Annotated in this window: 14 protein-coding genes and 1 pseudogene; all 15 read right to left on the bottom strand. The window is 49.7% G+C overall.

The annotated features are described in order from the left end of the window. Positions 1 to 170 precede the first annotated feature (170 nt). Positions 171 to 713 (bottom strand): carbonic anhydrase, encoded by a 543-nt coding sequence (locus tag ACYQ2N_RS03470; RefSeq protein WP_459997535.1) that lies wholly within the window; start codon positions 711 to 713, stop codon positions 171 to 173. A gap of 79 nt (positions 714 to 792) precedes the next feature. Then, a complete protein-coding gene (locus ACYQ2N_RS03475; protein WP_459997536.1) occupies positions 793 to 1,107 on the bottom strand; it encodes a DUF6951 family protein in 315 nt (104 codons plus the stop codon). A 102-nt stretch (positions 1,108 to 1,209) separates the two neighbouring features. After that, the gene (locus tag ACYQ2N_RS03480; protein WP_459997537.1) at positions 1,210 to 2,013 is read right to left on the bottom strand and encodes a sulfite exporter TauE/SafE family protein; all 804 of its coding nucleotides are present in this window, start codon (positions 2,011 to 2,013) and stop codon (positions 1,210 to 1,212) included. A gap of 544 nt (positions 2,014 to 2,557) precedes the next feature. After that, a pseudogene (locus tag ACYQ2N_RS03485) lies at positions 2,558 to 3,799 on the bottom strand (sodium:solute symporter family protein); the annotation flags it as partial. Positions 3,800 to 3,818: 19 nt separating this feature from the next. Continuing rightward, positions 3,819 to 5,657 carry an ASKHA domain-containing protein gene (locus ACYQ2N_RS03490; RefSeq protein ID WP_459997538.1) on the bottom strand — a complete coding sequence of 613 codons (1,839 nt, stop codon included), beginning with the start codon at positions 5,655 to 5,657 and terminating at the stop codon, positions 3,819 to 3,821. Then, complete coding sequence (locus tag ACYQ2N_RS03495; RefSeq protein WP_459997539.1) at positions 5,620 to 6,384, bottom strand: DUF1638 domain-containing protein; 765 nt, start codon at positions 6,382 to 6,384, stop codon at positions 5,620 to 5,622. Before ACYQ2N_RS03495 ends, ACYQ2N_RS03490 begins: the two co-directional genes overlap by 38 nt. Before the next feature lie 128 nt (positions 6,385 to 6,512). After that, positions 6,513 to 7,370, bottom strand: coding sequence for a dihydropteroate synthase (locus ACYQ2N_RS03500; RefSeq protein ID WP_459997540.1), 858 nt, complete (start codon positions 7,368 to 7,370; stop codon positions 6,513 to 6,515). 60 nt (positions 7,371 to 7,430) lie between these two features. Then, complete coding sequence (locus tag ACYQ2N_RS03505; protein WP_459997541.1) at positions 7,431 to 8,069, bottom strand: cobalamin B12-binding domain-containing protein; 639 nt, start codon at positions 8,067 to 8,069, stop codon at positions 7,431 to 7,433. A gap of 160 nt (positions 8,070 to 8,229) precedes the next feature. Beyond that, on the bottom strand, positions 8,230 to 9,285 hold the full coding sequence (locus ACYQ2N_RS03510) for a uroporphyrinogen decarboxylase family protein (RefSeq protein ID WP_459997542.1): 1,056 nt from the start codon (positions 9,283 to 9,285) through the stop codon (positions 8,230 to 8,232). A 273-nt stretch (positions 9,286 to 9,558) separates the two neighbouring features. After that, positions 9,559 to 11,652: a sigma 54-interacting transcriptional regulator gene (locus ACYQ2N_RS03515; protein ID WP_459997543.1), complete on the bottom strand. Its 2,094-nt coding sequence runs from the start codon at positions 11,650 to 11,652 to the stop codon at positions 9,559 to 9,561. 190 nt (positions 11,653 to 11,842) lie between these two features. Next, a complete protein-coding gene (locus ACYQ2N_RS03520) occupies positions 11,843 to 13,939 on the bottom strand; it encodes a sigma 54-interacting transcriptional regulator (protein WP_459997544.1) in 2,097 nt (698 codons plus the stop codon). An 86-nt stretch (positions 13,940 to 14,025) separates the two neighbouring features. Next, positions 14,026 to 15,417, bottom strand: coding sequence for a TIGR02679 family protein (locus tag ACYQ2N_RS03525; protein WP_459997545.1), 1,392 nt, complete (start codon positions 15,415 to 15,417; stop codon positions 14,026 to 14,028). Between the two features lie 45 nt (positions 15,418 to 15,462). Continuing rightward, positions 15,463 to 19,755, bottom strand: a complete 4,293-nt coding sequence (locus tag ACYQ2N_RS03530) for a TIGR02680 family protein (RefSeq protein ID WP_459997546.1) — start codon at positions 19,753 to 19,755, stop codon at positions 15,463 to 15,465. A gap of 2 nt (positions 19,756 to 19,757) precedes the next feature. Then, the gene (locus ACYQ2N_RS03535; RefSeq protein ID WP_459997547.1) at positions 19,758 to 21,026 is read right to left on the bottom strand and encodes a TIGR02678 family protein; all 1,269 of its coding nucleotides are present in this window, start codon (positions 21,024 to 21,026) and stop codon (positions 19,758 to 19,760) included. 21 nt (positions 21,027 to 21,047) lie between these two features. Continuing rightward, complete coding sequence (locus tag ACYQ2N_RS03540; RefSeq protein WP_459997548.1) at positions 21,048 to 22,556, bottom strand: TIGR02677 family protein; 1,509 nt, start codon at positions 22,554 to 22,556, stop codon at positions 21,048 to 21,050. Positions 22,557 to 22,700 lie beyond the last annotated feature (144 nt).

Raw genomic sequence — 22,700 nt, forward strand, 5'->3', positions numbered from 1 at the left:
ATTTGCAGTTACTTCGGCCTCATTCCTTACCATCTTGCCAAATGGCTTGTAATAACATCTTAATACTATATCAAAGTTCAACATTCTCCAAACCAAATTAAGGTAATTTTCGACATATTTTTTTGAGCCTTAAGCATAGCATTTGTAGTTCAAATATTTCTTTTTTTGCTTTATTCTTCTTTAACCAAGTAGAGGCGATTGTCCTCAACACGATAATAAAGGGGAGCAATGAGAGTTTTTTGGTATCTCATCCTAAGCCGTTTCGCTTCGCTTAGAACAAAATCCAATTCGTTGCCGATTTCAAACATAGGCGCGAAATGCATAAAATGTTGTTCAGCCCACTCCCTGTTCCAACCCGCTTGGTCCACCAGCCCTTGAATATACCTTTCTTTTTTCTCGAACAAGTTGACCATCCCACAGTTGTTGTGCGCTATTAAAGCAATAGCCTTAACCCCGCCGATGGCAATGGCATAGGAAACCTTAAATTCACTGTAGCGTAAATTTCCTCCCCCTGAGCGGAGGATATAGGCAAAATTATCCGGAATGTGCAGGTGTTTGCGGTTGTCCATGCACATGCCGATCAAAAGCTCGGCTTTGGCATAGCTTTCAAAAGGCTGCTTCAGATTATGGTACTCTAATAGGCGACCGATAGGAGTATCTTGGTACTCGGGAAAAATATCCTCTCGGGATGAAACAGGGCTGAGACGGTTCATGTCTTTTAACTCCCCCCTAAAATCACACTCAAACCAGTACCCAAATTGCGTCCTTGGCTTTTTCTGTTATTTACCGAAATTAGTTTGTCACTTCTATTCCGGCGGTTTGTGCTAAAGCCAGTCCGGCGGCAACTTCCACGGTTTTAAGTATGCCGGAAAGCCCGGGACAGCTAGGATGTGGGCTGTACTTAGCAAAAGCCTGGTAGACTTGCCCCAGATGCAAAGGTTGAAAGAGTTCCTTAAACGCATCCACTTCCTGCAGTTCTGCGGCGATTTTTTGATAGTTTGGACAGTCACTGCTTATTTTCAGTTTTACGTTTTGTCCATCCTGACAGTCTGCTTCTACCTCAATTTTGTGGCCGCAAATCCCGCCGTTAATCATTCCCCTGGCCATAAAAAACATCCTCCTCAGCTTCAGATTCTAATGTCCGGTACAATTTCCGGGCTGGCTTTGGCATCAGCTCCGTTCCCACCTTTTAGCTAAATCCTTTCTCAATTAGTAGTTAAGGATATTCAGCCAAATTTTCAGAGACGAAAAAGCAATGATTCCTGTCATAATCCAGTGCAGCACCCGGAGCGGAGCCCGGTGCGAGATTCTGGATCCCAGCTGGGCCGCTGGCACCGACCCCAAAACGAGAGCAGCCCCTAAGGCCCAATACATCTGCCCGCTTAAAATCTTTCCCAGCATGCTGGAAAAAGAAGTGAGTAAAACAATACCTAAAGTAGAACCGATGGTAATCCGAAGTGGAATATTTAGGATATAAACGCTAACCGGCACAAAAATAAAAGCTCCCGGTGCCCCGATCATCCCCCCAATGAAGCCTATTATCGCAGCCAAAAAAGCGGCCAAGAAGCGGTTAAACTGAATTTGATCAGCACTTTCTGACCCTGAGGGACTCTCTACTTTCTTTTTATCTTTTTTGGGTAAGAACATTAGTAAAGTAGCAAGCGTAGATATTCCGGCAAAAATGGTTAACAAGAAACGGGCATTGACATACTGGGAAAAGAACGCTCCCACGAAACCGGCCAGAGCGGCAGGGATCCCCATGACAAGCAAGACAGGTATACTAAAAGCTCCCCTTTTACGATGAGCCATAGCACCGGAAGCAGCACTGGCGAAGACTTGTAAAGTACTTATTGCTGCCACGGTTTTCATATCCAGGGTGGGTAGGTGCAATAACGGCGGGACGTAGAGAAGTAAAGGTACCATCAGAATTGCACCGCCTAACCCCAGCAAGCCGGAGAAAAAGCCCCCGGTCATACCTAACACCAGAAGTACCAACAAGAAGTAAGTTGTCACCCTAATTACCCCCAATTGTCTCTTAAAATTTATTTGCTCTCCATGAATTACGGGAACGGCCTCTGCCTTAGCGACAGAAGCTCGTTCCCATGTGATCCATACATTTACTGTAATTTAAGCGAATTATAGTTTTAATTTTGAAGTCTTACGTGCTCGTACCGGCAATGCTAACCTTACCTTCTACACCCTCCCCATTTTCCACTAAGCTTACAAAGTTAATTAAGACTACCCAAGCGGACAATAGTACTAAAAAGAGAAACATACCCAGCAAGCCCTTGGCAAAGAGCCATTGGAAATTTAACCCGATCATTAGAAGAATAACGACTGCTACGACCGCCGACATAAACCCTGCCTTGCGCTTGCCGTCGGAAACATCGGTGCTGAACTTGATTTGCCCGACTCGGCCCAACAAACTTATTACAACAAGACCCAGAATATTAAAGATCATACCTACCCAAACCGGATGCACATTGAGATAGAACTTATCCGCCGACCAGTTGCCCAGTGCGTTCCATACCAATCCGCCGCCAAAGCCAAGGATCATGGCTGAAACCACCCCGAACCGGGTAGCCACCGGCCACAGCAGCGCTGCCAGCACCGGGGCAAAGGTGGCACCATTACGGGCAGTCCAGGCAAAGACGTTCCACCAGGCCGCATTTTCCGAGCGGAGGAAACCGTAAACCACCATAAGTCCTGTTAGGATAACCAGAGAAATTTTTGTCCACTTCACCTGAGTCTCAGGGCTAATTTGCGGGAACAAAGCCTTGCCCACGTCCCTGCCCAAACTGGTTGCGCCTGAGAACTGGCAAGGAGCGCCCCAGCCAAGAGCAGCGGCCCAGATGCCCAAAGTAAAGATGCCAACCAGGGGTGGGGGCAAAGTTTGCATCAGGTAAGTCGGAACTGCCATCAGACCGCGGCTGATGCCGGGCGTTACGGCAGCGGTAGCTAAGCCAACCAACACTGCCATGACAATAAAGATTACATTAAATCCAGCAGCAATATACAGACCTTTACGACCCTCCTCGGGAGTCTTACAAGACAAAGCCATTTGGAAGGCAGCTTGTGCTACCAGGACATTAACCCAAAAAGTGCCGAACCATGCCATAATCACTTGCAAACCCACATTACCGGGGTCAAACATGGCCGGTTTGGTTGCGGCCAAACGGACAATCCCATCTAGTCCAGGATTAATGAAAATGGCAATCGCCGCCACGATGAACATGGCAAAGAAAGCAACCAAATTAGCGGTTTGGGTAAAGGCAATAGACCACATTCCTCCTGCTTGCAAGTAAACCAAAAGGAGTAACGCTGTCATAATAACCGAGGTCATCAGGGAAAGCCCTGTCAGAACATGGAGAGCTGAAGCAAAGGCCAGCGCTGTGGCCACCGACCACATCGGGAAAGTCACCGCTGTAATGAAACCGGCAATTCCCAAAGCAGCGCGGCCGAATTTATCTCCAATTAAGCCGGAGATTGTAACTAGCAGTTTCTCGCGAAAAGAACCGATAAGAACCAAAGCAATAATTAAAATATGAGAAAGTTCAGCGACCCCGTACCAGGCAGCAGAGATCCCCTTGATATAGGTGAGTTCCAAAATGGAAATATAAGTTGAGCCTGCAAATAAACCGGTGATCATAAACGACACTGTCCAGCGGTTAAACTGCCGCCCACCAACAAAATACCCGTCACTTTGTTTGGCTCTCTTTTTGGCAACAACCCCGGCACCAATTAAAATCATGGTGTAAAGGAAGGCTATGCCTAACATCCAATAACCATAGGCATTCATTCAAATTAATCCTCCTTTTTCATTCCTGACTTTCCGGATTAAAGAACATTGCCTCCGTGAATTCTTCCGTAAAATCCATCCGGTCAGAGAGTTCTATATATTTGATTTTTCCGACTATTTCCCGCGCCAAATGCTCCGTGTCAAAACGCAACAGATTAAGTTGGGCTCCTACATGAGCGGAATTCCCGGCATACTGAACTTTTTCCACAGGCACAACAGGGGGAATCAATCCTACCACCCGGGCATTAACCTTATTAAGAACATTGCCAAAGGAGCCTGCCAGATAAATCCTTTGAATATCTTCCATCCCGATACCCATTTCCTTGGTCAGAATCCGGATTCCTGCTAAAATTGCGGCCTTCGCTAGCTGTACCTGCCGAATATCTCCCTGAGTAAGACTTACTTTCGGCTCACCTCCCTCTTCAGCCACGACAAAATGATTCCCATCTGCTTCTTCCCGTAACCGGCTGGCCAAAGCGGACCCCGCAACCTCTTCAGCTTCTTCCCGGATTAACAACCGGCCTGTGCTGTCAATAAGTCCTACCTTTAATAACTCGGCCATAACGTCTATGAGTCCGGAACCGCACAGGCCTGTGGCAACAGTATGCCCGATGACACTGTAATGAATTTCTCCTTCATCGAGCCAGACCCGGTCGATGGCTCCAGTGCCCGCCCGCATGCCGTAGCTGATGTTTGCTCCTTCAAAAGCCGGCCCTGCCGCAGCGGAGCAAGCATATAATGAACCTTGGGCCGCTAACACTATTTCCGCGTTCGTGCCAACGTCAATCAGGAGACTGGGACCCTCCTCCCGGTACAAACAGGTAGCTAAGACCCCAGCCACGATATCCGCGCCCACGTAACCGGCGACGTGGGGAAGCAGAGTTACTTTACCATTAGGATTAATCCTTACGCCTACATCGGCGACAGGAAAAGTCAGCCCGGCGTAAAGAACTCCCACAAACGGTGGCACAGCAATGTGTCTAGGGCTAAGCCCAAGGAACAGGTGCTGCATGGTGGTATTCCCCACCACACTCAGTACATAAATCTTTTCCCGGTCAATATCAGCTTGCACACTGACTTCTTCGATTAAAGAATTGATCTGTTCCACTATAAGGGATTGCAGGTTCTCTAAATTGGCGTCCACGAGTGAAAAGTCAATGCGTGCCAAAACATCCGCTCCGTATGCCCTCTGAGGGTTAAATGCCGTGGCTATCGCCAGCTGACGCCCTGTCCGTAAATCGTGGAGACTGCACACCACGGTCGTGGTGCCGATATCAACCGCACACCCAAAAGCGTACTCTGTCGTATCCCCTGGTTCCAAAGCCATGAGTTCGCCTTGGAAGGTTACGGCAGTAAGATCAGGAGTTTGACGTAGCAGTCCGGGCAGCTGTTTCAGCAAGGACAAATCAACCTTTGTTTGGAAAACGGGCAGCCGATCTTGCACCCGTTCCCAGTCCGCACGTTGGTCAACAAGGGAAGGCTTATCTATTGATAAATGTTCTTTAATCAGCGTCGGTTCTGTTTTCCAGTCAATTTTGGTCCCCGCAAGCATGCCTTTAATGAGGCGGCCCCCAGCCTGATCCGGCACTTCCACCACCATATCCTGATTGATTATGGTCCGGCAGGCTAACCTCCACCCTTCGGCCAGGAGTTCAGGCTTGATTTTTTCTTTTTCAGCCGCCGTTGGCTCTGCGTTCAGACCGTAACAGCGTACCAAGCACTTGCCACACGTCCCGTGTCCCCCACAAGGAGCTTCCATGGTAATCCCTACTGATTCTCCTGCCTGCATGACCGTCGTGCCTGCAAGCACCGTCACTTCCTTATTTTGTGGAATAAATTTTACTGTATACTCCTTCATCTTCTAATCCTCCACCCCTTGTTTCGGCTGCTTCAGGCAACTCTCGATCTCTTGCAGCAGAATTTCCAACGGTGAACATTTTTACTTCCAGCGGCGTACCCGGTTCAACCATGACATTATAAGCGGTTTCCCCGTGGAACAGGCTCTCCAGCCAATCCAAAGAACCCTTTACTTCCCCGTATTCCATGCTGAAAAACTCGCTGATCCGCCGGGTATAAGCTTGATCCTCAGCATGACTGGGCATTCCGGTATCAATCAAGGTGAATTTCCGGTAGTGTTTAATCATCTCTTTGACACACCAATAAGAGGTTTCCTCATCAAAGATATCGAGGCAGCGCCGGTATTCTTTCCAGCCGTCGCTGCCATAAGCAATCCAGCCGGCACTCAGATAATAACTCATCGTCCGGTCGACTGTCTGCCGACCCCCAGCACAACTGAGACCATGCAAAACCGGTATACAGTCCTCACTGTCCGGAATGGCCAATTTGCTCATACGGGAGCACACACCGGCAACACCATTGCCGCACAAGCCATAACCGAGATAAATGCAATCTACTCCGCCTTGCTCATCCAGAAAGTCGATTTGCTTTTGCAGCTCTATCTTTAACAAATCGGGGGTACGGTGGAGACCTTGCGCCAGGAAAATACATTTTTTCGGGGGAAGATGAAGACCGTTCAGAATCTCCTTCTCAAATACTTCACAGGCTATCACTCTATAATCTGCCATCTCACCGCCCCCTTCTCCTGGTCAATCAGTTATTCCCGTAGCAGGAGTGAAAGTTCGCGCTCGCTGTGGCTTCGAATCTAATCTTACGGCCTCATTTATCTGGTATGAAAATAATTATTCCATAACTCTTAGGCCTGCTCCGAATACTGACGGTACTCCGCGAGATAGTTCATTGCCCATTCATCCCGCCCTAGAAGCAAGTCTGCGCTCTTCATTGTCCGGCGCATTCCCTCAGCTGTAGGATCCATGATCACACAGGTCAAACCTGCTCTTAAAGCCATGGCAAGCATGGTCTTGGTAATGCTGTGCCGGTCTGGCAGTCCAAACGAGACGTTGCTGATGCCGAGAATAATGTTTGTGCCCAGTTCTTCCACAACCCGCTCAATCGTCTTCAAGGTAAGCACCGCTGCATTGTGGTCTGAACTCACAGTCATGGTCAGGCAATCAATCACAATGTCCGAGCGTTCAATTCCCGCTTTCTCAGCCCGTTCCACAATCTTGCTGGCGATAGCCAGTCTTTTTTCCGGATCATTGGAAATCCCCTCGTCATCCATCAAGAGACCTACTACTGCCGCTCCATATTCTTTAACGACAGGCAAAACGCTGTCAATTGACTTTTCCTCCCCGGTGACCGAGTTAACCAGGGCTTTGCCCTCATAAACCTTTAAGGCAGCAGCCAGAGCCTGAGGATTGGCTGAGTCAATACAAAGCGGAACATCTACGGTTGCGGCCACGATTTTCACAACTTCGGGCAAGAGGGCAACTTCGTCAACACCCGCAACCCCTACGTTAACGTCCAAAACGTCCGCTCCTTGTTCCACTTGAGCAACAGCTTCCCGCCTTACTGCCTCAAAATCCCGGGCCAACAGAGCCTGCCCGAATTTTTTCTTGCCTGTGGGGTTAATACGCTCCCCTATGATGACCGCCGGCAGGTCGCGGCCGATAGTGACCACCTTACTCTTGCTGCTTATTTCAGTATGATACAATGTTTTCCCCTCCTCCGAACTTGCCTGTACGTCTTTCTTTTCTGCCCTGGTTCAAAAAATCTAGGCAACGCCCAGAAGTTTTCTCGCCTCTTCCACTGCTGTGGTAGCGTCTTTGCCGTAGCCGTCCGCCCCAATCTGCATAGCCCACTCTTCCGTCACAGGAGCCCCGCCCACCATAATTTTTACTTGATCACGCAGTCCTGCAGATTCTATGGCTTTAATCGTATCTTCCACCCAATGGAGAGTAGAGGTGATTAAGCTGGACATTCCAACGATATTAGGCTTATGCTCCTGAATCGCCGCGATGAATTTATCCGGATCAACATTTACACCTAGGTTGACAACTTCAAATCCGGCACCTTCCAGCATCATGGCAACTAAATTTTTCCCAATGTCATGAAGGTCGTCTTTGACCGTACCAACAATTATTTTCCCAATCGCCTCTGTTTTCCGTTCGCTTAGAATTGGTTTTAAAACGTCCAATCCGGCATGCGTTGCTTTCGCGGCGATCAAGACTTCCGGCACATAGATTTCATTTTTCTTAAACCTGGCTCCCACCACACTCATTCCAGCGATTAGGCCTTCACTTAAAATAACCCCCGGATCAATACCCTCAGCCAAAGCCTGTTGGCAATACTCCTTAGCCTTAGCCGGCTTGTACGTGATAATCGAATTCTTTAGCTCCTCAAGAACTGACATCTTTATTCCCCCTATCTTAATAGTTACAAAGACAATTACTATCAAGGCATTCAGAATTCAGTAGTCAGAATTCAGGATACCCCGAGAAGTTTTCACCGGTTCTCTCATTCTGACTCCTGACTCCTGAGTAGTTACCAAAGATACCAACAACGAAACCTTCTTAAAACCCTGCCTTAATCTTTTCCGCACTGTAACTCTTAGCAGTATTAAGCATTACTCGGACGTTTTCATCCGGAGTGCCATAGTCTACGCCCACCGCGTCGATGGAGAGCTTGTCAAGAGGCCCGCCGTTATCAATCAGATACTTGACATCCTGCTCAATTTCCGCCGGGGTGCATTTAAGCATACGCACAGGGTCTATCCTGGCATTGATGAAAACATCCGGCATTAACTCGCGCACGCGGCGCAAATCCGATTTTGGTCCCACTTCAATAAACTGCATATTCTTTACTTTGCTGTACCCGACCACCACATTGTCCACAGAACCACAGTGATGAATACCGAAAGATTGCATGGCTTCAGCCAGTTTCAGTTCGTAGGGCAGGACGAATTCCTCGTAAGCATCATTAGAAATCTGCGCGACCGTACAGTTAGGCAGAATATACATCTCCGGCGGCGCCATGGGAGTAACCGAGGAAGCCAGCGTACCGGTGCGTTTTCTCACATAGTTCGCCAGTTTGATAATGCTCTCCAGACAGATGTTCATCAGTTTATGCGCAAGCTCCGGATTCTCGAAAAAATCCATATAAAGCTGGTCGCCACGAATCTTCAAGGCCAAATTAAGAATACCTGTCGTGTTAATGTTGCCGGTAACCCGCCCGTATTTTTGCTCCAAATAATCCATCTGCCGGATGATTTCTGTCATTGGATGTCTGTTTTCAATATCCGGTACAGTCAATTTCTCAACTTCTTCTTCGGAGATGTTAGCCGGATTGGCCCAGGGCAAGGCATCGTCAAAAAAAGTGATCTCACAGCCGAACATTTCTGGTAGCAATGCCATCCCGTAGTCAATGAAAGGATTGGGTTGCGGGTCTGGATTTCCCATTCCCACATCACCGAAACGCTCATGAAGAATTTTTTGCTGTTTCATTTGGGCCTCGATGCGATAGTCCGGATCATAATAATACTGTTTGTTATAAGATATCCCGTAATTTTTCCACCACCAGTTCGCATACATACCGACACTAACCGGGACGTGCTGCAAATCCTTGGTCATACTCATTCTCCCTTCCTTCGTTAAAATCCGTATTAAATTCGACAAGATTTTCAGGCCTGTGTCATACTAATAAGCAAACTGGATGCCAACTGATGCAAACCGCCTAAAAGTGGGTGTTACAAGGTTGGTTTCTACTTTGTACAACAAAAAAGTGGAACTCAACAGTTCCACTTAGTGTCTTATATTTTCTAACAAGTCATAAAATTCGTTTAGTACCTATTTTAAGGTGGTGGAACACCATAATTCCACCCGGAACGTCCAAGTTCCAGATCGCTATGAGCCTAAGAGAGAATACTGCTTCCCTTTGCGCAAGACTGTCGTATGGGTAATTCCTAACACGTCGGCCGTTTTACGGATACTTTTCCCCTGTTCCAGCGCTTTGCGCAGCAATTCCCTTTCCATCAGTTCCAAGGCCTTATTCCAGGGAATCACTTCCCTGATCTTAATCTCCACCTCTCCTTTAGCACTGCCGATTTGACCAAAATGATCAGGCAAGTGAGAGACGTCGATCAGCTCCCCTTCACTAAGAATTACTGCCCTCTCAATCACATTTTCCAGCTCCCGTACATTGCCGGGCCAGCCATAGCGCTCAAAAATCCTGTATACTTCAGGACGAATGGTCTTAGCCTTGTTGTATTTGGAGCTGTATTTTTGCAAAAAATGCTCTGCCAAAGGAAAAATATCCTCTTGGCGCCAACGCAGAGGAGGTATCTCAATTTGCACCACGTTCAAACGGTAGAAGAGATCTTCCCGGAACGTTTGCTTCTCCACCATTTCTTTGAGATTGCGGTTAGTGGCAGCGATAATCCGGATATCAAGCTCAATCGGCTTGATTCCACCTACCCGGTAGATTATCTTGTCCTGAATAGCTCTTAAGAGTTTAACTTGCAGGTTCAACGGGAGTTCACCAATTTCATCGAGAAAAATCGCCCCCCCGTTGGCAGTTTCCATCAAACCTATTTTTCCCTCTTTGTTGGCTCCCGTAAAAGCCCCTTTTTCATAGCCGAAGAGTTCTGACTCCAGCAAGGCTTCAGGAATAGCCCCGCAGTTCACCGTAATAAAAGGGCTGCTCTCCCTGGTGCTTAAGCTGTGAATTGTCTTGGCTGCAACCTCCTTGCCCACGCCCGATTCGCCGGTAATAAGCACAGTAGATTCCACTTTAGCTACCCGAAACATCAATTCCAGGACAGGTTCCATGGCAGGGCTTTTAGCCACTAGTTTTTCCGTTAGCAGCTTTGATCTTAATTCCTTCAACTCTTCCGAATAGCGGAGCTTTTCTTCCTTAGCCTGAGTAATCTGAAATTTGAGCCGTTGGAGATCAGTCATATCGCGCAGGTTGAAAATCACTTGCACCAATTGCCCATCGAAATCGAAACGGGGATTACCCGTAATCATGATCTCTTGCCCGCCTGCTTTGGAGTAAAGCTTGGTTAAAGGCTCTCCGCTCTCGCTTATTTCAGTAACCATTTCGTTCAGACGGAGAGCAATATCCGATTTCAGCTGGCTCAAGCTGCCATGTTCCCGGAATTCACTGACATTGAAAAAGCGTAAAGCGCTCTTATTAACCCTGAGCACTTCTTTGGCTGTGTTAACAACCAGTATCCCATCGTATGAAGATTCAATAATGTTGTCCAACTCGTCTTTTAGCTCCCGGACCCTGGACAACTCCATGATCAAGTTCTCCATTTCCGACAAGTCCTGGAGTACCACGACAGCCCCGGTAACTTCCCTCCCTGAAATGATAGGAGTAGCATTGGCAACGATGCGCTTTTCATTAACCTCCATTTTGAATCCGATATGGGATTGCCCGTTCAAAACATCAAGCCATTCCCCCGCCGGTAAAATCTGCTCTACGGGCTGCCCGACAGCGGCGGAACTGGTAAGCCCCAGCAACACTTCTGCTCCTTTGTTGAGAAGGTAAACCAGTCCGGCAGAATCAAAAGCTACGATGGCATGGCTCACCGATTGGAGCACCACGTTCAGTTCGTTTCTGGTCTCCTCCCAGGACCTGTAGACCTTTTTAATAAGTTCAACCCTGGATAGTATTCCCGTCAGACGATTGTTATGGTCCAGCACCAGCATGCGCTCCATCATGGGAGTATGGGCAATCTGCTCAAAATCCGTGTTCTCGGTCACTACTCCCGGCGGGTCGTCCATGAATTCCCCTACGTTCGCCTCGGGTGTGGCCCCTGCCAGCAGGCGTTCCAACACTTTGGCCATTGTAATAATACCGACAGTCTCGCCATTGTCCCCCACCACAGGTGCACAATTAACATCAAAATCAAGAAAGATTTTACTGACATCTGCCAGAGTAGAAATGGGACTAACGGTAAATGGATCGCAAAGCATCACTTGCTTGACCTTCATTTTCATCCTCCTTTGCCATCCGTTTATAAGATTTTTAATGCAATTTATATTCCAAAAAAGAGAGTCCTCCTTGCTATTTTTTCGACAATTATGATTATTTTCCTTTTTTCATGTTATTTCGACATTGTAATGCAGACAGAGGTTCTGCCTGCTGGTTCATAATTTTAGCTGCGGAGAACCTCGCTTTTCCTTACTCGCCCTTCCCTTTGCGAAAACGCGCCATCCGCCGCACCACTGTAGATTGGTTTACCCCTAAAGCCTCGGCCGCTTTATACGTGCTCCCGTACTTTTTCAGAGCCTTCTCGATCAGCTGCCGCTCCACTTCCATGACAGCCTCTTTCAGCGGCATCAAAGAGTGGACAGATACTCCCCCTTCTTTGCTCGCATGGCGATGAAAAACCGGCGGGAGTTGGGGCAGAGTTATGAGCTCATTCGGGGCCATTACCATCAGGCGTTCGACCATATTCTCAAGCTCCCTGACGTTACCCGGCCACTCATACTGGACAAAAGCCTCCACCACATCCGGGGAAAACTCGCGGTGCAGCCCGTACTTTTTACTGAACTTTTCCCGAAAATGGTGCAAGAGCGGGACTATGTCACTGCGTCGTTCCCTGAGAGGGGGAATCCAGATCGGGACAACATTTAAACGGAAAAAAAGGTCTTCCCGGAACTCTCCCGCGCGCACCATTCCTTCCAAATCTTTATGGGTCGCAGCCAGAATGCGTACGTTCACCTCACGCGGTTTGGCTCCGCCAACCGGCACAATTTCCCGTTCTTGCAGCACCCGCAGAAGCTTGGCCTGCAAATTAAACGGTAAGTCCCCAATCTCATCGAGCAAAAGCGTCCCGTTATTGGCAAGTTCAAACATCCCGCTTTTCCCTTCACGGCGAGCTCCGGTAAATGCTCCCCCTTCATACCCGAAAAGCTCGGACTCGAGCAATTGCTCCGGAATCGCCCCGCAATTCACCTTAATAAAAGGACCCTCGCTGCGCAGACTCTTCGTGTGCAGGAGTTTAGCCATACCTTCTTTGCCGACCCCGGATTCCCCAAGCAGAAGCACAGTCGAATCCACCTTAGCCACGCGCATGATAAGCTCCAACACTCGTTCCATTTCCGGCCCGGAGGCGATCATGCCCCCAGTGTCCTGGCGTTCGCGGAGTTCTGCCAGTTCTGAATGATACTTTTCACTTAAACGCTTGGATTCAATTAACTCCTGGCGCAGTTGGTTAAGCATGGTCATGTCGCGCAGGTTGATCACAACCCGCAGCAAGCGCCCTTCCTCATCAAAAACAGGACTCCCCGTGACCATGAAGCTGTGATCCTGCTTGCTTTCCATCACGGTCACCGGATGTCGGCGCTGCAGCACAACATCCACCAGGGAATGTGCGTAAATCCCCTCTTCCCCAAGTTCCTGGATTCTGCGCCCATAAAGATCCTGAGACGTGCTTTGGCTTAATTTTTCATAAGCCGAATTTACTCTTAAAATCTGCCCGCTTGCATCCGTTACCACGAAGCCGTCTGAGGACGACTGAATCACCGAATCCAGCTCGCGATTCAGCTCTTTCACCGAGGCCAATTCCTGGGACACGGACTCGATCTCGGAAATATCCTGAAACACCCCAACTGCCCCCGTGATCTTCCCGTCCTGAACCATCGGGTCTCTGTTCATAATATAAGTGCGGCGGCCAACCCGGAATTTCTGGGAGTATTCCGATTGCCCGCTTTGCAAAGTCTCCATTAATCCGAGGGGAACCAACACATCCAGAACATGGCGACCGATCGCTTTATCCCTGGGCAGGCGCGTAAACTTCTCCGCCGCTCTGTTAAATGAAGTAATCAAGCCTTCGCTGTTAATCACTACGATGCCGTTGTGAGCAGAGTTTAACACTGCCTCTAATTCTTTAACCTGGAACTCAGCCATTTGGTATAATGCTACCGCTAAATACGCCCGGCTTAAGACCCCGATAATTTCCCCGTCTTCCCGGCTGACCGCAGCCACATCAAAGCGCTGGCTCCAGGCCGCATCAAGGGGCAGTGTCGCTTTTAAAATTATCGGGTCGGGATCAATGGCTTTCATGCAAGAAAGGGTATCGTTTCCACAAGCATCCCCGCTCAAATATCCTACCAAAGAGTCCATGGTCACGATTCCGGCCAATTCCCCATCTGCGTCCAGAACCGGCCATCCCGGCGCATGATGGCGGCTAATCAAGCCTAAAGCCTCTTCGCAACTATGAGATTCAGTTAACGGAAAAGGGATTGGCGTCATGACATCTTTAACCCAAATCATGATATATCCTCCTAGTGTGATGAACTTTTGGCTGAGTGAAAATATAAAAATATATTTTGCTTACGTTAAAAAATCTAAGCAGAATTTTAAGCTTGTATCAGATCTTCCTCTAATAGTTCCAGGATACCCTCTTGGTAACCGGCCCGGCCTGTATGCTCGATCTCCTGTGCGAGCCTTTGAAATTCCCCACACTTAATTTTTCTTAATTGCTTTAAGCGGGGGTCTGATATCCTCTTATGCGAGAGCGCCAAACGATACGCTTCTACTGTATAGCGCCACAGGCGCACTTTGCCGGGATAACGCAGGAACAAGCGTTCAGCGATAAGCAGCCCCTCCGGGTCAAAGTCCCCGGAATACCATAAGGTAACGCCTTCCGCTACGAGCTTATCAAGCAGCAATAAGGTTGCCAGTTTAGCCTGGCCGTGCATACACACAAACGCGGGATATGGTTCAGCACCGCGCGTCTCATCCCAATAATCAAGGAGTGCGGAAAATACACCGGAATTTTCTACGACATATATCACTTGGTCTGCGCACCTCTCCCCGACAGCAAACCGTTCGACTTTAACGACTTCTCGCAGCGGCAGATTTAGCACAGCCTTCTGTAGGTAAGCTTCCTGCCACAAGCGCACGGGAACCCCCTTGGCGTCAAGGCCAATGATCCCGGCGCACGTGCTAAAGTTAAGAATATCATCGCGCAGTAAACCAAAATGAAGAAATATCTCAGTCAGAACCTCGCTTGAATGCAGACTAACTTCCGCGGTCTGATCAAGACTATCTTCCGCGCTTTGCTGGAGATTAGCTTCCGCGTCTTTCATCGGAGAACTCTGCTCTTGCAGCCACAGTAAAGTCAAGGCATTAATGAGCAGACGTCCTTGTTCAGTGCCTTGGTCAAAGCCATGCGGGTCTTGCGTGACGGAGCGCGCCAAGACCGGCAGACGCTGGAACTTCGTCGAGGCATGGAGGGTTGATAAAGCGTTTAATGCATTCTCCATCCAGTGCGCAAATAAGGACGGATTTTGTTCATAGTAAGCCCAAAGCCAGCGGGTTGACGGATGTTTATCCGCAATTAACCCTAGCCATCTTTGACACCAAGGATCGTTAAAACGCTGCTGCAGGCGTATGATGACTTCCCGGCGCTCGCGCTCCCGCATTAAGGATGATTCAGACCGGGTAAGCAGAGATCCCCCCTTAAACTCTTCTAAAAGTTTAAGCGGAGAAATCGGCGCAAACTTGGTCTGACCTAGAGCCTCATTAAATCTGTCCACGCTAATGCTGACCGAATCCTGCCGCATTAAATCCCGGCGTAAAAATCCCCCTAAAGCTTCCTTCTCCGATGGTTTTAAGTTCGTTAATACAACCGTTCCGCCCAGACGGCCCAAGCTTTGGTATTTCTTGATGATTTTCTCGATGAGGCGTTGAAACCCGGGCTCGGCGCGAAAAAACGCCACCGCTTCACGCACGAGATACTCATCCATCTTGCGTCACTCCAGAAACTGCAAAACTCATCCACACTAAGTTGATCATCTCCCGGCCACAGCCTCCAGTTGATCACCGGGTTCCTCACTCATGACCCGGTCCTCCAGCAGTCTGCGCACTTTGCCGTCCCACAGATAACGGATGACCGTGACCCAGGATGCGTTTTTGGGCCGTACCAGTTCACAGATAGCCAGGTTAGCCACCGTGTCATAATCTCCCCATAAAGCCTGGGAATTAATAATATAGTTAAAGCCCAGCCTTTCCATAAGGTCAAACATATCCCGAATATTGTTTTCATCCACGCCCGCGAACGCTTCATCCAGAGAAATCAGGCGCGGAGCATCCGGCCTGGCATCAGAATAGCGGGAATAGGCAGCTGAGAACAGGGGAATATACATGGCCATAGCCTTTTCCCCGCCGCTAAACGTATAGAAAACATGGTTGGTCAGCTCTTTGCGCCGCTCCCCGCTCTTTTGATAATACAGGGTAAAGGCAAACCATTTACGGTAATCAAGCATCTCTTTAATGATCTGGTGAAAACTTTCCCCATATCCTTTTTCCGCCAGCACGCTCTTGGCCCGCTCGATCTTGGACCGAAAATGACCCACAATGCGCGCCATATCAGACTCTTTGAGCAAGCGGGGATCAGACTTCAACAGCTGCACTAAATCCTCAGTATCCATCTCCTCTTCGTATTCCGCTGTCCGCGGTCGCCAGCGCACAGAGAAATTCAAGCCACTGGAAGTGTCCCTTTGCGCCATCAGGTGATTCATTTCCTCCACCCAATGTTCTGCCCGCTGAATCCGCCCCCGGATAATGCGGCCTACACTGTGCATAATAATTTCTTCATATAGCTCCCGATCTTTCTCATTGAGCAGCTGTTCCTGCAACGCGATGTTCTTTTCCATCTGTGAACTGGCATAGTACGGATTAACCTTTTTCCCATCATACTCTAACACTAAATAAGTGCGTCTGGCTTTGCTCCGCAGTTCCTGCCACCGGCCCCGGTACAGATCATACAGGTCTGCGTGCGCTCCTTCTACTGCTTGCAACGCTTCTGTTTCTTGCTCTATTTCTATTTCTGGAGCAACAAATTCTTCCTCCGACTCGAACAGAGTCTGCAAAGCCGGGCGGTACTCGACCAGGTTCCCTTGCTCCCGGAAAAAAGCATCACTCACGCGCTCCTGCAAACTCTCCCGTTCTCCTGCCCCTCCTTTCCCGCTTGCTGCCAACACGTTCTGAGCTTCTTTGAGATAGAATGCCAATCGTTCGTTGGAGTAAGCCTCCTTGTGGACGTCCTGTCCACCCCATCCTTCCTCACTCACTTCAGACGTTAACCCAAACCCCTGCTGCAGCTTCAGTTCCTCGGCGAAAACCTCCAGCCACTTGCCCTCCAGTTCTTGGCTTAAGCCCTGCTCCTGGTGCATGTGCCCAAGTTCCCTGACGCGCTGTTCTTGATCCTTGCGTCGCGCTTCAGCCTCTTTAACCTTGCCTTCGATTTCTCCGGGCAAGCGGGTCAAACACTCGACCACTTGGCGTACGCGAATGCGGATCTCGTCTGCCCCTAGCTCATTCAGTCTTTCTTCTACTTTCCCAAGCCTGGCTTTAAGGGTGGCTTCCTTGTCAACTAAAACCTCCAGCTCTCCTTTTAAATCGTCAACCTCCTGAGCCAGGTCTTGCAGCCTTGAACGCTGAAGTTCAAGGCGGGAACGAGCTGATTGTATCTTCTGCCACAGAACTTCCAATTGACTAAAGTGCTCACGGTAAGCCTTAAAACGTAAAGTCCCCGTGGCATAAGCTTCCTCTGTGAACGCCAAGGTGCTGGTACGGGTCAGTTCACGCAAGCGCAGCTTAATACCCTGCCACTTCTCGAGTTCACCTTTGAGCTTTACATTTTTCTTCTCTACATCTTGCTCCAACACCTTGATCTGGCGCTTGCTCAAATCCAGCTCTTGGTAAGCTGCTTTGAGTTCGCGCTCGCTCGGATAGCGGCTGGCCTCCTCAGCAATTAACTCCAGTTTCTCTTCGAGTAGTTCATACTGCTGCACAAAATCCCCGCGCTCACCCCTAAGCTCAGCCAACTCCGCTTCCAGACGCGCGATTTCTTTCAAGCGGTACTGTCGCCTGGCCTCTTTCCCAATGTAAATCGATTCCTGTTCCCGCGGTGCCTGGCCTTGAATCAGACCAATCCGATACCCGCCGTCCTCCGCAATCACGGTTTCATTCGCACCGGCGTCAGCACTATCCCCCACCAGCACCGTGCGCAACACATTATCGATGTCTTCGGCAGAAATACTGACCCCTGCCACCGGTGTCGGGTAGAAGTATTCGGCCAGGGTGTGGGTCATAAACTGTGGATTAGGCTTTAAGATACGGTCAGACTCAATCCTGGTTCCGGACCCTCCAATAAGCAGGGCATCCAGGATTCCGGTCTCTTTAAGAGCGGACTCCAAGCACGCCCGTTGCTCCCTGGGAACATGCTCATGAAACTCAACCGCCGCATAAAACGGGAGAAACGGAACTCCAGCGGCAGCTAAAGACCGCCTGGCTTCCTCGGTTTGCGCATGCCTGGGCGGCTCAGGATCTTTCTGGCCGTGCCACTCTTGAAGCTGGGCTTTTGTTTCTTCAATTTTTTGTTCCTGCTTGGTGATTAAATGTTTGAGATCCGCCATCCTGATTAAAACCTGCTGCCGCAGTTTATCCTGAGCAGCGCTTACTGGCTCCCTTAACACGTCCCAACCATAACGATCCGGGCACAAACGCACCCGTTGCGCGAGCATTTGCAAATCCCCCTGCTCAAGCTTTAACTCCTTATTCTCTTGCTGCCAGGCAAAAACTTCTGTGACCCACTTTGACCTCTCTTCATCCAGCACATCTGCCCATTTCTTGCTTTCGAATTGGGCCTGATCCAGAGCCTTGGCTGCCTCTCCCAGATCAAGCTCCGCCAGGCGGTAGCGCTCTTGCGCTTGTCCCTCTTCCCTGAACATGCTCAAAACCTTGTCCAGGTACTCTTCGTGATCTTTAGCCTCTTTCCGCCACAAGTTAAAGGAGAAGTTCTGTTCAAACTCACGCCGAAACTCATCGACCGCCACCTCGTGACTCTGAAAACCGGCTTCCTCAGCCAGAAAATCCATCTCATCCAGACGTTCCTCAACGTCTTTGCGTCCCTGGCGCTCTTTCTCTTCTTCTTGTCCGATATTCGTGCGAATGTCCCGTTCCTGGGTTTGTTTCCCGCCTAAAGCCCGCTCTCTTTTCTCACGCTCGGCCACCAGCACTTCTCGGTCCTGCAGTAGGGCAGACCGCTCCCGTTCCGCCCGGAAGACATCATGGTTCTGCAGTTCATCCTTTTCCTTGTTTAATACCTCTTGCTCCCGTTTTAGCTCCTGCAGTTCCCGCTCACTGGCGCGTTTCTTCTCTTCCCCTGCTGCCAAGGTCTCTTCGGCTTCGGCCACCCGGCGCAGCCCTTGCTGGCACCGCTTATGGGCCTGCACCAAGCCCTCCCCTTTCTCCCAGAGCACGCGCTGATTATAAAGGTCATACACTTTAAGTAGTCTGTGCAAGGCTTGTTCCTCGCGCACGGCCTGATCAAGCTGGCTCTTAATCTGATCCATGTTCTCAATCGTATCGGAAAGAGGCCGCAGCTCTTCGTCCGTAAGCGCGGGCAGGGACTCAGTCAGAATCTCATACACCACCGTCGGACGGAAATCCTTCGACAACTTCGGACTACGCAGTTGAATCAGAAGTTTCATCAGGTCTTCAAAGGTTTCCAGATCCCGAAACCCAAAAACGTATTTGTTCACAAGTCCCATATACTCCTGCTGCGTCCGGACGACTTGCCCGCCCTCCCCTAAACGGTTCTCCAGTTCGCGCCGACTGAGGGGTATCTTTACCGGTTCCCCTTCAGAATCCCGCTCTGTCTTATATAAGAGAAAATCCTGACCAATCCGGCGGTTGTCCAGAAGCACGAATCCCCAAAATTCCAGACTACTCTGGCGTTTAGCCCTCAGACCGATCCCCGTCGTCAGGTACTGCCCCCTGCCCGGCCGCGTGTACTCCAAATAGAGGTAGCCGGTCCGCTCATCCTGCTCAACGACTTCCTTTTCCCCCAGCAAATAATCCTCCATCCGCCGGGCTCTTGAACCAAAGGGATCGAGGCGGTCGGGGCTTTTCTTCCCATCCAGCAACACGGTAATCAGGCTTTGCATGGTTACGGATTTTCCGGAGCCGTTTGATCCACGCAACAAAAGCTTGCCCTCGGCACACGGAAGTTCTTCGTCATCAAAATACCAAAAGTTAAATAACCCGGCCCGATTCAACTGCCAACGCTCTTGCTCCATCATTAAGCCCCCTCTGCCACATCAGGCTCTTTGGCGGTTCCCAGTTCCAGTTCGAAAACGTCCAGCTCCGCTTCGCTTGGCGCGTGCTCCCCCTCCGGCTGCCATCCTTGCCTGCTCTCGGCAAAATCAGGGGGATACTCTCCTCTTAAGCGCGCTAACGCTGGACGCAGGATAATCCGTCCAGTTTCCTCTTCCACTGCGGCCATTTTCCAATCCAGTAGCAACTCCAATAGTTCCCGGCGCACCTGGCGGATTAAACTTTCCCGATACTGTTTGCTCCAACCCCCGCCCAACTCCTGCCTAAGCTTCTCCACCGCCCGGGTGAATTCCACCGGAGTCAAGCGAATTGACCCATCCCCCTCCAGCCTCCATTCCAGGCGCTCCTGTCGTTCCCGCGCTAAGCCTGCAAACTGGAGAGCAATATCACAGATGGCCCGCTGATCCGGAAACAGGGTTAAACTGGCTTTGCGCTCCTGCGCCGTTAAGATGGCTGTCTGCTTATACAGTTCAAGACAGTAACCGGTGTGAAGTTCCAAATCTTCCTGCAGGCGGTTGCGGTAATTGCGCAAATAGAGAAAATCCAGCTCCCCCATTTCCTCCTGATAGCAGACGGGGGTAAGCACCAACTGGCGGTAAACCCGGTAACGCCGGGCGGCCCCAGTCTCCTCTTCCGTTAAGTCCGCAGTCAGAAGTTCCTCCTTGCTCGCAAATTGAGCCAAATCTTTGGGATAGGAACGCATAAAATAGCGTGCCATCACCGTGGCCTCATACAACACCTCGGAGGATTCATTAAAATTAAAGGACGAAGTGTCCCCGTCCACCACGCGCAGCATTTTCATCTCCGTCATAAATTGCAAAACGCGCACCAAAGACTTGCGGTGTTCGTAGCTGCGCCAGTCCAATGGAAGCTCACCCGGGTAAAGAGCCTGGACCTCACTGCAAAGATGGGACAGCAGAAACTGCTCATCCACCGCTTTCTCCTCCAGGAAAGCCAAAAGACAACAGAGAATCGCATAATCACGTTGGTTTTGAAATTGCTCAATCCCCATCCAGGGCTCCGTGCGCGCCGGGATTTTTTCTAATTTTACAAAATGCCTATGCACAATCAGGTGGTAGCCAAACTTGTCCAAGACATAATCGCGCAAGACAGCTTCCCGTTCGCGCACGGTTTGGTATCCTTCCGGATCTTCTTCCCGCACAAGCCAAAAGTTCTCCAACAGAAGCTGCAAACCCTCGCGCGCAGCATCATCAAACCCCCGCTTTTCCGCCATCGAACCCATCCCTTCAGTCCCTTAATCGAACTCGAGGACATAATCAGGCATCTCTAATGTCCCATCCTGCGCAACTAACTTTACCCGTTCCGAGCTGGCTAAACGCAACCGAAAAGTGCGCCCTGTCTCAGTCTTGCCTTTGTGGTCGCGCGTCCCCATACACTTGGCAATCCAGCTGAGCAAGGTTTTGCGAATATAAGAGTTAACCGTTGGCAGCTCTTTAATCACGATCCTGTCCTGCGCAATCAAACTCTCCAACAGTTCCTGTTCCTCCGCCTTTTGCCGCAAGTAACTTTCCCGGGTCTCACTTTTCTCCCGAATCTTACTCACAACCGCATTCGGCCGCACCTTTTCCTTATAGGCACGGATCTTAGGTCGAATAATCAGGGAAGCTGCAGGTTCCTGCCAAATCTCAGCCTCGATTGACTCGGTCTGCTTGGGGACCTCGGCCCACAAATGGCGGGTATGAAAAACGCCGAACACAGAGGACGAGAGTTCATGAGCCTCAGCCAGAGATTCAGCCCGTACAAACCAGTCAGCCAAGTGCAAATAATCATGACGCCGACTGCGCAAATGATGGCGCGCTTCCCCCAACCTCTGGGCAAAACGCGTGAGGCGGCGAATCGTCTCGTTCGTGGCATTTTGCAGATAGATTAAATCACTCTCACGCCCTTCAGTTCCTAAAAACCAATGTCTTAAGACCTGCCATTTTCCCTCATAAGCCTTGATTAACTGCTCGCGCTGGGGGCGTTCATCCAAACGGGGGATGCTCAGCTCATAATCTGCCAGCCTCTCCGCCAGCTTGCACACGAAAGAAGCTGGAATCTCAGCCAGAATTCCCTCCAAGCGAAAGGAAGTGCGTTGTAAACTGGTCATAAAGCTGCGCAGGTATTGCGTAAGGGCTTCCTTATACACAAGAAACGCTTCCGTTAGCATCTTCTCTTCCACTTTCTCGCTCTGCAAATGGGCGAGATAATCAGTGGCGTTCTCCGTAAGCTTACGAAAATCTTCATATAGGTCTTGCCACATTTCAAATACCTTGTCATTAGACAATGAGAATATCGAATACTCTTTAATGTTATCCTGTTCTGTCAAGCGCAAGAGCCCCTGCAGCAACCGATCAAACAGGGTATGTTCGAGCGAACCGCCAAATCCCTCTCCCAGATTCTCCAGCCCAATGACCATGCGCTCAATTTCGATCGTATAGGGAGTAAGCTGATAGCGGAACTTCCTCTTCTTAAACTCCTCGATCGAACTAACCCGGCCGGTATCCTGACGGGGAACGAGGTTTTTCCAGTTAACCAATTGGTTCAAATCCTGCTCCAACATGTCCTCGGAATAATCCTGAAAATGAGGATTATTCCGCAAATAATCAAAGATCTCCTCCAGCACCAGGTAATGCCTGAGCCTCTCATGCTGCTGATAAAAGTAACACAGAATCGTGCGGTAGCGCCAGGCATTGCCTACCGTTAAATATGTAGCTTCACTCACCGGCTTCAAAAGCCGGTCATCCGCAAATTCTTCGACCAACTGTTCTCACGCCTATCCTAATTTCGAGTTAATTCTTCCCATTTCTTTACATTATAGCATATCTCCGCACCCTGGTGCCAGGACAACTTCCCCCAAGACTCTAACCAATGTTTACCACGGTAAAGAAAGAGCAAGTAGCTTTCG

This window comes from Paradesulfitobacterium aromaticivorans (assembly GCF_054657415.1).